Below are 13,466 nucleotides of genomic sequence, written 5' to 3'. Positions count from 1 at the left end.
TCAGCGGCATGCGGGGGAACCTTCGGCGCCCGATGACGGCCCTCACGGACGGGCTGGGCCTGCGCACGGGCCTGAGATGGAAGCTCAGTGCCGCCATCGCGCTGGTCGGCGCGCTCGTCGCGGTCGCGTTGAGCCTGGTCGTGCACAACGCGGCCCGGGTCTCGATGCTGGACAACGCGCGCGACCTCGCCGACGAGCGCATCCAGATCGCCCAGCGCAACTTCGACCTGTACCAGAAGCCCAACTTCCCCAACATCAAGGTCGACGACCCGACGCTGCCGCCGGAGCTGCGGACCAAGGTCGAGCAGGGACGCCGGGCGACCTATGTGACCGACCGGCCGGGAGGCGTGCCGGACATCTGGGCCGCCGTACCGGTCAAGGACGGGCGGGTGCTGTCCCTGCACACCGGGTTCACCGACCGCAGCACGGACATCCTCAACGACCTCGACCAGGCCCTGGTGATCGGCTCCATCGCGGTCGTCCTCGGCGGCAGCGCGCTCGGCGTGCTCATCGGCGGGCAGTTCTCGCGGCGGCTGCGCAAGGCGGCGGCCGCGGCGGGCGAGCTCGCCAAGGGCGAGTCGAACGTACGGGTCCGGGACGCCATCGGCGGGGTCATCCGGGACGAGACCGACGACCTGGCGAGCGCGGTGGACGCGATGGCGGACACGCTGCGCCAGCGGCTGGAGGCCGAGCGGCGGGTCACCGCCGACATCGCGCACGAGCTGCGTACCCCGGTGACGGGGCTGCTGACGGCCGCGGAGCTGCTGCCGCCCGGTCGGCCGACGGAGCTGGTCCTGGACCGGGCCAAGGCCATGCGGAACCTGGTCGAGGACGTCCTGGAGGTGGCCCGTCTCGACGGCGCCTCCGAGCGGGCCGAGCTCCAGGACATCATGCTGGGCGAGTTCGTCGCCCGGCGGGTCGCGGCCAAGGACCCGGAGATCGAGGTCCGGGTGGTGCACGAGTCGGAGGTCACCACCGACCCGCGCCGGCTGGAGCGCGTGCTGTTCAACCTGCTCGCCAACGCGGCCCGGCACGGCAAGCCGCCGATCCAGGTCACCGTCGAGGGCCGGGTCATCCGGGTCCGCGACCACGGGCCCGGCTTCCCCGAGCACCTGCTCGCCGAGGGCCCGAGCCGTTTCCGCACGGGCAGCACCGACCGCGCCGGCCACGGCCACGGCCTCGGCCTGACCATCGCCGCCGGCCAGGCCCGGGTCCTGGGCGCCCGGCTCACCTTCCGCAACGTCCGCCCGGCCGGCGCCCCCGACCACGTACCGGCGGAGGGAGCGGTGGCGGTCCTGTGGCTGCCGGAACACGCCCCGACGAACACGGGCAGCTACCCGATGCTGCCGTAGACACAGAGTGTGCTGCCGAAGCCGTACGGCGTGCCGTAGCCGCACGATCTGCCGAGGCCGCGCGGTGTACCGATCAGCAGTCGAGGTCCTTGGAGAAGTCCAGCTCCTCGCTGCGCTGGGTCAGCGAGTACCAGTTGCCGTTGTCGTCACGGAAGATCGCCTCGATGCCGTACGGCCGTTCCTGCGGCTCCTGGAGGAACTCCACCCCGCGCGCTCTGAAGGTCTCGTAGTCCCCGCGGCAGTCGTCCGTACGGAACGCCCCGGCGCCGATCACGCCCTTGCCGACGAGCTTCTTCAGCGCGTCGGACGACTCGGGGTCGAGTCCGGGCCCGTCGAGGCTCATCAGGGCCAGCTCCACCCCGGGCTGCTCCTTGGCGCCGACGGTGATCCACGTCATGTCGCCCATCGCGATGTCGTGGCGCACCTCGAAGTCGAGCTTCTCGGTGAAGAAGGCCTTGGTCCGCTGCTGGTCGAAGGTCCATACGGTGGTGATGCCGAGGCCCTTGATCATGGCTCTGCTCTCCTGTCCGGGGCGGTCGCTTCCTGTTCGTCACCGTAGGCGGGGGCGTCCCCGGCGCGCTTCTTCAAAGTTGCGGACCTGGGGCCTGCCGGGAAGCCGCCGGCCCACAGCATCGCGTAGCACCCGGGGATCAGGGAGGCACCGCTGCCCACGTGCTGGACGCGGTACTCGCTCGGTGTCAGCCCGGTGCGGGCCTTGAAACGGGCGGAGAAGGTGCCGAGGCTGCTGAAGCCGACCAGGTGGCAGATCTCGGTGACCGTGAGATCGGCGCCGCGCAGCATCTCCTCGGCGCGCTCGATACGGCGGTGGGTGAGGTACTGGCCGGGCGTCTCGCCGTACGCCGCGCGAAAGGCCCGTAGGAAGTGATAGCGCGAGTAGCCCGCGTGCGCGGCCACCGCGTCCAGGTCGAGTTCGGGGTCGGCCCAGTCGCGGTCCATGGCGTCCTTGGCGAGACGCAACTGCCGCGTTCTGTCCATACGGCCGATGGTGGCACGCGGCACTGACAAGCGCGGCGCGGGCCAGGCGCGACCCAGGCGCGGGCCGGCAAAAAGCCCCCCAGGGCGGACACCGGCCGGGGGGCCTTCGCTCACTACAGGGTCACACCGCCTCGGCCACCGGCACCTTCGCCTCCGCGTTCTCCCCCGGAGCCGTCGGCCCCGCTCCCTTCAGCGGAACCTCCTTCACGAACACCGCCGCCACCAGCGCGACCACCGCGACCACGGCCCCCAGCAGGAACGCCGAGTGCGTACCGGCGGACACCGCGTGCTGGTACGCCTCCCGCGCGGCCTCCGGGAGCTTGGCCAGGCTCGCCGCGTCCAGCTGTGCGGACTGCTCGGTCACCTTGGAGCCCAGTGCCCCGGCGCGCTCGGTCATGACGTCCTGGACCCGGTTGTTGAACAGGGCGCCCATGATCGCCACGCCGAAGGAGGAGCCGAGCGTACGGAACAGGGTGGTGGACGAGGACGCGACGCCCATGTCCTTCATCTCCACGCTGTTCTGCGCGACCAGCATGGTGATCTGCATCAGGCAGCCCATGCCGAGCCCGACGACGGCCATGAACAGACCGGAGGTGAGGCGGGAGGTCCCGGTGTCCATGGTGGACAGCAGGTACAGCCCGACGACCATCAGTACGCCGCCGGCGACCGGAAGACGTAGTACCTGCCGGTGTTGGTGGTCACGCGTCCGGCCACCATCGAGGTCACCAGCATCGCGCCGAGCATCGGCAGGAGCAGCAGCCCGGAGTTGGTCGCGGACGCGCCCTGCACGGACTGCTGGTACAGCGGCAGGAAGAGGGTCGCGCCGAACATCACGAAGCCGGTGATGAAGCCGATCAGCGACATCAGGGTGAAGTTGCGGCTGCGGAAGATGTGCAGCGGCACGATCGGCTCGACGGCCTTGGTCTGCCAGAACACGAACCCGACGAGCGAGGCGACACCGAGGGCGATGAGTTCCATGATCCGCGTGGACGTCCAGGCGTACTCCGTGCCGCCCCAGGTCGTGACGAGCACGATGGAGGTGATGCCGACGGTCAGCAGCGCGGCGCCCAGGTAGTCGATGCGGGCCTTCGAGCGCTTCTTCGGCAGGTGCAGTACGGCGCCGACGAGGGCCAGTGCCACCGCTCCGAGCGGCAGGTTGATGTAGAAGGACCAGCGCCAGCCCCAGTTGTCGGTGATGGTGCCGCCGACGAGCGGCCCGCCGATCATCGCCAGCGCCATCACGGCGGCCATCATGCCCTGGTACTTGCCGCGCTCCCGCGGCGGGATCAGGTCACCGATGATCGCCATGACGCCGACCATCAGACCGCCGGCGCCCAGGCCCTGCACGGCCCGGAAACCGATCAGCTCGCCCATGTTCTGGGCCATGCCGCTGAGGGCGGAGCCGATCAGGAACAGCACGATCGACGTCATGAAGACGTTCTTCCGGCCGTACATGTCGCCGAGCTTGCCCCAGATCGGGGTGGAGGCCGCGGTGGCCAGCGTGTAGGCCGTCACCACCCATGCCAGGTGTTCGAGCCCGCCGAGGTCGCCCACGATCGTCGGCATCGCGGTGCCGACGATCATGTTGTCGAGCATCGCGAGCATCATCGCGATCATCAGGGCGAGCAGGACGACCCGCACACTCCTCGGCTGTTTCTCCGGTTCCGTCTCGACCGTCTGCGTGTCCGCCATCGTCTCCACTCCCCTTGGCCCCGCGGCAATGCCCCCGGCGACCTACTTACTTGCCGACCGGCTAGTTGTCTACACTGGGGAAGGTAGAGCCGTAACTAGCCGGGCGTCAAGTAAGTTTTACGGAAAGCCGAGGAACGCGAGGATGGGCGGCACCATGGACGGCATGAAGCAACAGCGCCGCGGCGACACCCGCCAGCGCATCCAGGACGTCGCGCTCGAACTCTTCGCGGAGCAGGGCTACGAGAAGACCTCGCTGCGGGAGATCGCCGAGCGCCTGGACGTGACCAAGGCGGCGCTCTACTACCACTTCAAGACGAAGGAAGAGATCCTCGTCAGCCTCTTCGAGGACCTGACGCGGCCGATCCGCGAGCTCATCGAGTGGGGCGCCCGACAGCCGCACACCCTGGAGACGAAGCAGGAAATCGTACGCCGCTACAGCGAGGCCCTGGCCGACGCGGCGCCGCTGTACCGCTTCATGCAGGAGAACCAGGCGACGGTACGGGAACTGCGGGTCGGCGAGACCTTCAAGGAGCGCATGCAGGGCCTGCGCGACATCATGATCGACCCGGAGGCGGAGTTGGTCGACCAGGTCCGCTACATCAGCGCGATCTTCACCCTGCACGCGGGGATGTTCTTCCTCCAGGACCTCGACGGCGACGCCGAGGACAAGCGCAAGGCGGTCCTGGAGGTCGCGGCGGACCTGGTCACGCAGGCCCACGAAGGGGCTCAGCGGACGCGGGGGCTGTCGTAGGCGGGCTGCGGGGATCACCGTAGGCGAGCCACCGCCACCGTAGGCGAGCTTCAGGGCCCGCCGCGGATCTGGCGCCCGCCCCCGGATCCCCCTAGAGCGTCACGCCCTTGCCCCGCAGGAAGGCGACCGGGTCGATGGCCGAGCCGTAGTTCGCGGACGTACGGATCTCGAAGTGCAGGTGGGGGCCGCTGGAGTTGCCGGTGTTGCCGGACAGGGCGATGCGCTGACCGGTCCGGACGATCTGGCCGACCTTGACGTCGACGCGGGACAGGTGGGCGTACTGCGAGTACGTCCCGTTGCCGTGCTTGACGACGACGGCGTTGCCGTAGGCGGGGCCGTCACCGGCGCCGTTCGCACCGGCCTTGACCACCGTGCCGCCGTGCGCGGCCACCACGCGGGTGCCGCTGGACACGGCGAAGTCCTGGCCGCTGTGGGTGGACTGCCACATGCCGCCGGACTGGGCGAAGCTCGCGGACAGCGTGTACGTCTTCACCGGGTCGACCCAGGAGGCGGCCTTCTTCGCCGCGCCGGCCCCGGCCTTGGTCGCCTTCGCCTTCTTCTTGGCGGCCTTCGCCTTCTTCGCGGCGGCGGCCTTGTCGGCAGCGGTCTTCTTCGCGGCGGCCTTCTTCGCGGCAGCCGCCTTCGCCTGCGCGGCGGCCTGCGCCTGGACGGCACTGGCGGCACCGGCCGCGCTGGAGGCGGTGGTCGCGCCGGAGGCCGTGGTCGCGGCGATGGCGTCGGCGGCGACCGCACCCCCGGCCCCCAGTACGACCGACGCCCCCAGACCGACGGCCAGGACAGTCGCACGGGCGCGGAGGAGGGACGTACGGGAAGAGCGGAACGGGACGCGCGGGGTCATCGAGAACCTCATGGGGACGGGGACATAAAAACCACCCGGCGCTCAGGCACCCGCCGGATGGACCACCCCTTGGTAACCGCTGTCCCCATCCACCCCCAAACACGTGATCTACGACGAAAGCTAGTACGTGACCGTAAAACCTCCCTCTTACCTCCCTTTCACCCCATGCATACGGCTTCCACTATTTCCCGTAGTAACGGACAAATCGCCTGTGCGGCATGTCACCGACCCTCAAGATCGAAGGCCCTCGTGATGTGACGGCCACTACGCTGCTGTCGGCGCAGCGGCTCAGGGGGAGGCCACGTGGATCCGACGGTCATCGGCACCAGACTCGCGTCGAGCGTGGTGGGTCCGCTGGTGCGGAAGTTGTTCGTCCACGAAGGGCCCGGGGCGGGGCTGGTGGACAAGCCCGTGCGGATATCCGGCATCGTGTCGTTCAGGGGCGAGAAGGCCACGCTCACCTATCCCGACCTCCGCAAGCTCACGGAAGAGCTGGTGGACCGGGCGATGAGGGGCCCCGAGCCTCCGGTGCCCCACGAACAGACGGAGCTGGTCGTGACCACGGTCGCCCAGGCTCTTCAGGCACTCGGCGACCTCGACATGAGCGACGTACAAGCCGTGGCACTGGGCCACGAGGCACTCGCCCGGCGCCTGCGCGACACGCCCACGAACCGGACGTTCACCTATCTCCTCTCCCTGGACGCGTCCCTCTTCTGCGAGCGGGTGCTCGAAACGGCCTGTCTGCACATCCTGCACTTCTTCACGCAGCGCTCCACCTTCGTCGCCCGCACCCTCGTCGAGCAGACCCGCAGGCAGAGCGAACTGATCGCCAAGGTGGACGAGTTGATCGCCCGTACCCCACCGACCGGCGGCACGGACAGCGCCTTCGAGCAGCGCTACCTGGCCTACGTCACCACCAAGCACAGCCATCTCACGATCTACGGCATCGACCTGGTCACCACCCGCGCCCACTGGCCCCTGGACGCGGCCTACCTCAGCCTCCAGGCGCTGAGCCCGGCCGCCGAGGACGATCACGCGGCGGGCCCGGACGGGGTGCGCGTCGCCACCGCCGCCACCGCCCTCCCGGCCGAACAGGCCCTCGCCGAGCACGACCGGGTCCTGCTGCGGGGCGTGGCCGGCTCCGGCAAAACCACCCTCGTGCAGTGGCTCGCGGTGACCACGGCGAGGGGCGAGCGCGGAGACCGCGTCCCCTTCGTCCTGCCGCTGCGCACCCTCGCCCGCCGGCCCGACGGCTTCCCGGCCCCCGACGCCTTCCTGGCCGCCGTACACGTGCCCTTCCACGCGAACCAGCCGGCCGGATGGGCGGACCGTGTGCTCACCGCGCGCCGCGGGCTGCTCCTGATCGACGGCATCGACGAGATCCCGGAACGGCAACGCGAACGCACCCGGCGCTGGCTGCGCGACCTGCTGGACGTCTATCCCGGCAACCAGTGGCTGGTCACCTCCCGCCCCTCGGCCGTACGGGAGGACTGGCTCACCCCCGACGGGTTCACCGAGCTGGCGCTGACCCCGATGGGCCAGGGCGACGTGGCCGCGTTCGTCGCCCGCTGGCACGCGGCGGCCCGCGCGGGCGCGCCGGAAGCGGAGCTGGAGCGTCTCGACGACTACGAGCGCGGCCTGCTCGACGCCGTCCGGACCAAGCCCGACCTCGGCCGGCTCGCCACCAACCCGCTGATGTGCGGCCTGCTCTGCGCCCTGCACCGCGACCGGCGCGGCTATCTCCCGCACGGCAGGCAGGAGTTGTACGACGCCGCCCTGTCGATGCTGCTCGCGCGCCGCGACGAGGAGCGGGACATGTTCCCGGAGCGGGACGGGATCCATCTCACCGAGCCGCCCCAGATCCAGCTTCTCCAGCGCCTGGCGTACTGGCTGATCCGCAACAACCAGTCGGAGATGGACCGCGAGCGCGCCGAGCGCATCGTCGCCGAGGTCCTGCCCTCGCTGCCGGCCGTGGCGGGGCAGGGGGACGCCACGGCGGTCCTGCGGCATCTGCTCGTCCGCAGCGGGCTGCTGCGCGAACCCACCGTCGGCACCGTCGAGTTCGTGCACCGCACCTTCCAGGACTACCTGGGCGCGAAGGCCGCGGTGGAGGACGGCGACTTCGGGCTGCTCGTCCGGGGCGCCGTGGACGAGCAGTGGGCGGACGTGGTCCGGATGGCCGTGGCGCACGCGCGTCCGCGGGAACGGGCGGACCTTCTGCGGGACCTGATCGACTCCGCCCGGCACCTGGACGGCCCCGCCGCCACCCGCGTACGGCTCCTGGCACTGGCGTCGCTGGAGCACGCCACCCAACTCGACCCGGGCGTCAGGACCTTGGTGGAGCGGAACGCGGCCGCGCTGATCCCGCCCCGCACCACGGAGGAGGCGCGCGCCCTCGCCTCGGTGGGCCCGCTGGCCCTGGAGCTGCTGCCCGGCCCGGAGGGGCTGACCGACTCCGAGGCGCGGGCGGCCGTCGTCACCGCGTCCCTCATCGGGACGGAGGCGGCGGTGCCGGTGCTGGCGCGGTTCCGGTCGCACCCGGACCTCGGGGTGCGGGCCCAACTGGCCTGGTCCTGGCACCGGTTCGGGACGCGGCGGTACGGCGAGGAGGTCGTCGGGCGGCTGTGTGCGGACGACCTGCTGTTCACCGTGCGCTCCCGGGAGCACCTGCACGTGCTGCGCGACCTGGGCGGCAGAAGCCGCCTTCAGCTCCACGGCGGGATCGACCCGGCCGAGATCGCCGCTGTCCTCGATCCCGGCCAGGTGACCGAACTCGTCATCCGAGACAACCACGACGTACGGGACCTGGACCGCCTCGCGCCCTTGCACCGCCTCGGCCACCTGGACATCAGCATGTGCCCGGAGGTGAGCGACCTGACCCCCCTGGCCCGCCTCCCCCTGTCCTGGCTGTCCCTGGATCTCATGTCGGGACTCCAACGGCCGGGCGCCCTGCACCCCTTGTCCGCCTCGACGACGCTGGACCAGCTCGACCTCGGAGTGGGGCTGATGGCCGAGTCCCTGGACGAGGCCCTGCCCATGGACCTGCCCCTGCGATACCTGCGCTTCACGAAGAACGCGCTCGATCACACCGGGCTGCGCGGCCTGCGCGGGTTCCGCACCCTGAAGCAGCTGAGCTTCGGCACCGTGCTCGCCACACTGACCCACGAGGACCACGAGGAGATCGCCGCCCTGCCCGCCCTGGAGGAGCTGCGCGTCAACTGGCAGCACATGGGCTGGAACGGCCCGCCCCTGCCCGGCATCACCGCCCTGCGCCTCAACAACGTCCACGGCACCGAGGACTTCTCCCGGATCCCGGAGCTCTTCCCGGGCCTGCGGAAGATCATGATCGTCCTCGCGCCGGACGCCTCCGCGATCCCCGAGCACGTCCTCGCGGCTCTCCCCGTGACCCCCACCGTCACCACGGTCCACCGTGCGGTGTGACGTACATCTCTGGCCACTTACCGTCCGGTAACCCTACGGTTCCCCTCGCGCCACCCTCACCAACAAGCATGCACGCGACAACTTCAGCGTGCACGGACGTGAGAGGACCCCCACAGATGACCACAGGACGCCCATGGGCGCGCCGCGCAGCCGTCACCGCCGTCTCCGCCGCCGCCCTCGTGGCGCTGGCCGTCCCCGCCGAGGCCGCGACGACGACCACGAGCACCTCCACGAGCACGAGCACCGCCACGGCCGCAGCGGCCGCCGAGGACGTCGACTACGCCACCTGGCAGAAGGACTGCCAGGCCGTCATGGACCAGGCCCTGCCGTACCTGCAGCAGCGCATCGCCGCGCCGAAGCCCGGCGAGAAGCAGGCGATCGTCCTCGACATCGACAACACCGCCCTGGAGACCGACTTCGGCTTCAGCTACCCCCAGCCGGCCAACAAGCCGGTCCTGAACGCCGCCCGGTACGCCCAGGACCACGGTGTCGCGGTGTTCTTCGTGACCGCCCGTCCGGGCATCATCGCCTCGGCGACCGACTACAACCTCAAGCAGGTCGGCTACCAGGTCTCCGGCCTCTACGTGCGCGGCTTCTCCGACCTCTTCAAGGACGTCGCCGCGTACAAGACCGCCCAGCGCGTCGACATCGAGTCGAAGGGCTACACGATCATCGCGAACATCGGCAACAGCGCCACCGACCTGTCGGGCGGCCACGCCGAGAAGACGTACAAACTCCCCGACTACGACGGGCAGTTGTCCTGATTCGGTTGTCCTGATCCGGTGATTCGGTCGTCCTGATCCGGCGCCCGCCCCGGCTTCGGCCGGACGGCGGGCACAGCCCGCGTGGGGCCGGTACCTTCGGGTATCGGCCCCACGCCCGTTGCGGGCCAGGCGGCCGTGGACCCCGGCCGATCCGTCGACCGAGGGGGAACTCATGAGCGCGTCCGGCCGTGTCACGCGTGTCACGACCGCGAGGCCGTGATGCTCCGCTCGGCGGTCGACCGGTCCGTGGTGGTGCTGGCCGGGGCGCAGGGCAGCGGCGTCATGCTGACCCCGAGGCTCGTGCTGACCAGCGCCCATGTGCTGCGCAACCGGGAGTGGATCCGCACGGTCCACCCGGAGAGCGAACAGCCCCTGCCCAGCAGGGCGGTGTGGCAGGACGAGGAGAGCGACGTGGCGCTCCTGCTCACCGGCGAGGAGCTCGTCGACCCCGAGCGGTGGGCGCTCTCCCGGCTCCGCTGGGGAGTCCTCGACGCACCCGACCCCCTGCCCGGCTGCCAGGTCGTCGGCTTCCCGGCCGTCCAACGCTTCGGCGCCGAGGAGCACTTGGAGTACGACCAGCTCACCGGCACCGTGCTGCCGATGGCCGGGCGGATGCGCTCCCTGCTGGTCTGCGAGTTCGACCGGGCCCCGGTGGCCGCCGCCCCGAAGCGCGGGGAGTCGCCGTTCGCCGGGCTCTCCGGCTCCCCCGTGTTCGCCGGCGCCGTCCTGATCGGCGTGGTGACCCAGGTGCCCGTGGGACGCGACCACCGCCGGGTCGAGGCGGTCCCGGTCCGGCGCATTCTCGAAGCACCCGGCTTCCCCCGCCAGGTGATGGGGGCCGAGCCCGGCCATGTGCCGCCCGTACTGGAGGCGGTACTGCCCGGTCGGCACCTCCAGGACGAGCAGTTCGAACGGCACTACGCGCGCGCCCTGAAGACCCGCTACCGCAAGATCGAGATATTCGGGATCGACGAACTCGGCACCACCGAGACCAACTGGGATCTCGACACCGCGTATCTGAGCCTGGAGGCCATCTCGGCCTCGGTACCCCGCGAGAACGATCCCGTCGCCAGGACCGTCTCCCTGCCCCGCCGGATCAACGACCTGCTCGCCGACCGCCCCCGGACCCTGCTGCGCGGCGAGGCGGGCGCGGGCAAGACCACCCTGGTGTGGTGGCTCGCCTCGCACGCCGCCTGCGGGGCGCTCGACCACGAACTCGCCGAGCTCAACGGCCTGGTGCCCTTCGTGATCCCCATGCGCAGCCTGCTGGCCCGGGGCATGGCCTTCCCCGCGCCGCACGAGCTGGCCACCGTCGCCGAACTGCAGATCGACCGCGCCCCCGACGGCTGGACCCGCCGTGTCCTGGAGTCCGGCCGGGCCCTGCTCCTGGTCGACGGCATGGACGAAGTACCGCCCGCGGAGCGCGAGGAGGCCCGGCGCCGCCTCGCCGACCTGCTGGCGATGTACCCGCACAACCGCTGTCTGGTGACCGTGCGCCCCCTGGCGGTGGCCGCCGACTGGCTCGGCTCCGAGGGCTTCGAGGAGCTACGGCTGCTGCCCATGCGGGACGAGGACGTCCTCGCCTTCTCCCGGGCCTGGCACGCGGCCGCCCGCCTGGAGTGCAAGGACTTCCGCGACACCCACCGGGCCGCCGCCGAGGAGAAGAACCTGCACGCCCTGGAACAAGCCCTGGAACGGGAGCTGGCCCGCAACCCGGCCCTGCTCCGGCTCTCCCGGACCCCGCTGCTGGCCGCCGTGGTCTGCGCGCTGCACCGGCGCCGGCGCGGCTTCCTGCCGGAGACCCGCTGGTCGCTGTACAACGCGGCGCTCACCATGCTCCTGGGCAGCCGCGACACCCTGCGCCGGGTCGGCGCCCCGGAGGGCATCGTCCTCGGCGTCGAAGAACACCAGCAGCTGCTCCAGCGGATCGCGGCCTGGCTGGCCCGCGGCGGCTACGCCGAGTTCAGCCACACCCAAGGCCGCCATCAGATCGAACTCGCCATGCGGGGCATGCCCCAGGTACGCCGGCAAGGGTCCCCCGAGACCGTACTGACCCATCTGCTCAACCGCAGCGGACTGCTCCAGGAGCGCAACGAACGGGTCATCCAGTTCATCCACCGCACCTTCCAGGACTATCTGGCGGCGAAGGAACTCCAGGAGAGCGACGGCCTGGGCGAACTCCTGCGCCATGCCGCCGACGAGGAGTGGCAGGACATCGTCCTGCTGGCGGTGGGCCACTGCCACCGGGGCGAGGTCCGCCGGCTGATCGAGGGGCTGATCGAGAAGGGCGACCAGGCCGAGGACCCCCGTACCCGCGGCGACATCCATGTCCTGGCCGCCCGGTGCGCTCTCGGCGCGGTGGTGCTGGACGACGAGGTACGGGAGCGCATCGCGGACCGCGTCCGGGCGCTGTTCCCGCCGCCCGACGGCACCGCCGCCGCCAAGCTGTCGTCCCTCGGCCCGTACGTCTTCCCGCTGGTGCCCGACCCCGCCGAGCTGCACGACGACGAGGCCAGGGCGGTCGTCCAGGTGATCCGGGACATCGGCGGCCTCGCCTCCCTGCCGCTGCTACGACGCTTCGCCCCCCACGCCTCACCGGGCGTCCGGGACGTCCTCGTCGCCGCCTGGCCGCGCCATCCGGTGCAGGAGTACGCCCGTGAGGTCCTCGCGCACGCGCCGCTGGAGGACGCCCGGGTCGTCGTGATCAACCCGGAGATGGCCGCGGCGCTACGGCACTGCGGACCCGTCGGCCAGGTGATCGCCGACATGCCGGCCGGCGGTCCGGAGCTGGCCAAGCTCCTGCCGGAGCAGGGGATCCGCGAGCTGACCATGGTCAACAACCCGCTGCTCGACAGTCTCTCCTTCGTCCGCGGTCTGTCCGGCCTGACCTCCCTGACGCTGCACAAGTGCCCTCGGGTCAGACGCTGGCCGGCCCTCGAAGGCCTGCCGCTCACCTCGCTCGCCCTGGAGCTCCACGACACGGAGAAGGCCGACCTGGCCTCCCTGCAACGCCTCGACCGGCTGACCGACCTGTCGCTCACCGGAGAGCTGATCGACAGCAGCATCCCGCTGCCTCCGGGCCACCCGACCGTGCGAAGGCTACGGCTGAGCAGCCCGGCCAAGATGATGATCAACGACCTGTCCCAGTGGCCCGCGCTGCGCGAACTCGTGGTGGAAGGCGACTGCCACGCGCACTCCCTGCTGCTCGCGGCCTCCCGCGCCCCCTCGCTCGGCAGCCTGGACTTCTCGCTCGGGTCGCTGCGGCTGCCGCGCCAGGTCGTGCCGCCGGCCGTCGACAAGGAGGACGGCGTACTGCCGCGCCGCCCCCGCGAACTGGAACCGCTCCCCGCGATCCGCTCCCTGACCCTCCGGAGGGTCAGCCGGGGCGGCTCGGCCAGGGACCTGGCCCGGGTGTTTCCCGCCCTCACCCGGCTCACCCTGGAGACGGCGGACGACGCGCCCCTGGACCTGACCCCGCTCGGCCGGCACACCGGACTGGTGATCGAGGTCAACGGACGGGTCGTGGCGCCGGGCAGGCTGTAGCCGGACAACGCGAGAGGGGCCGGTGCTCCAAGAGCACCGGCCCCTCTCCCCGGCCTCGCGGCCGTGAG

The 13,466-nt window shown here is 71.1% G+C and carries 8 protein-coding genes and 1 pseudogene; 5 read left to right on the top strand and 4 right to left on the bottom strand.

What is annotated here, in order from left to right:
- Positions 1-8: 8 nt before the first annotated feature.
- Complete coding sequence (cseC, locus tag K4B79_RS36750; RefSeq protein WP_232031758.1) at positions 9-1,352, top strand: two-component system sensor histidine kinase CseC; 1,344 nt, start codon at positions 9-11, stop codon at positions 1,350-1,352.
- 73 nt (positions 1,353-1,425) lie between these two features.
- On the opposite strand, the gene K4B79_RS36745 is transcribed toward cseC, so the two are convergent.
- The 3 genes and pseudogenes from K4B79_RS36745 to K4B79_RS36735 form a co-directional block, all read right to left on the bottom strand.
- Positions 1,426-1,863, bottom strand: coding sequence for a VOC family protein (locus K4B79_RS36745; protein WP_232031757.1), 438 nt, complete (start codon positions 1,861-1,863; stop codon positions 1,426-1,428).
- Positions 1,860-2,348, bottom strand: a complete 489-nt coding sequence (locus K4B79_RS36740) for a helix-turn-helix transcriptional regulator (RefSeq protein ID WP_232031756.1) — start codon at positions 2,346-2,348, stop codon at positions 1,860-1,862. Before K4B79_RS36740 ends, K4B79_RS36745 begins: the two co-directional genes overlap by 4 nt.
- 121 nt (positions 2,349-2,469) lie before the next feature.
- A pseudogene (locus tag K4B79_RS36735) lies at positions 2,470-4,040 on the bottom strand (MDR family MFS transporter).
- A 142-nt stretch (positions 4,041-4,182) separates the two neighbouring features.
- Between K4B79_RS36735 and K4B79_RS36730 the strand changes: the two are divergent.
- Positions 4,183-4,791: a TetR/AcrR family transcriptional regulator gene (locus K4B79_RS36730; protein WP_232031755.1), complete on the top strand. Its 609-nt coding sequence runs from the start codon at positions 4,183-4,185 to the stop codon at positions 4,789-4,791.
- A gap of 91 nt (positions 4,792-4,882) precedes the next feature.
- Here K4B79_RS36730 and K4B79_RS36725 read toward each other — a convergent pair whose 3' ends face one another.
- Entirely contained in the window at positions 4,883-5,650 is a 768-nt protein-coding gene (locus K4B79_RS36725) for a M23 family metallopeptidase (protein ID WP_232031754.1), read from the bottom strand.
- Positions 5,651-5,953: 303 nt separating this feature from the next.
- On the opposite strand from K4B79_RS36725, the gene K4B79_RS36720 reads away from it, so the two are divergent.
- The 3 genes from K4B79_RS36720 to K4B79_RS36710 all read left to right on the top strand — a co-directional run bounded on the left by K4B79_RS36720 (position 5,954) and on the right by K4B79_RS36710 (position 13,398).
- The gene (locus K4B79_RS36720; RefSeq protein WP_232031753.1) at positions 5,954-9,091 is read left to right on the top strand and encodes an NACHT domain-containing protein; all 3,138 of its coding nucleotides are present in this window, start codon (positions 5,954-5,956) and stop codon (positions 9,089-9,091) included.
- A gap of 116 nt (positions 9,092-9,207) precedes the next feature.
- A complete protein-coding gene (locus tag K4B79_RS36715; RefSeq protein ID WP_232031752.1) occupies positions 9,208-9,855 on the top strand; it encodes an HAD family acid phosphatase in 648 nt (215 codons plus the stop codon).
- Positions 9,856-10,074: 219 nt separating this feature from the next.
- Positions 10,075-13,398, top strand: coding sequence for an NACHT domain-containing protein (locus K4B79_RS36710; protein WP_232031751.1), 3,324 nt, complete (start codon positions 10,075-10,077; stop codon positions 13,396-13,398).
- Positions 13,399-13,466 lie beyond the last annotated feature (68 nt).

Source organism: Streptomyces lincolnensis, assembly GCF_021173675.1.
In the GTDB taxonomy this organism is placed as follows: domain Bacteria; phylum Actinomycetota; class Actinomycetes; order Streptomycetales; family Streptomycetaceae; genus Streptomyces; species Streptomyces lincolnensis_B.
Note: the sequence above shows the minus strand (reverse complement) of the source record. Positions and strands in the feature narration are given on the sequence as shown.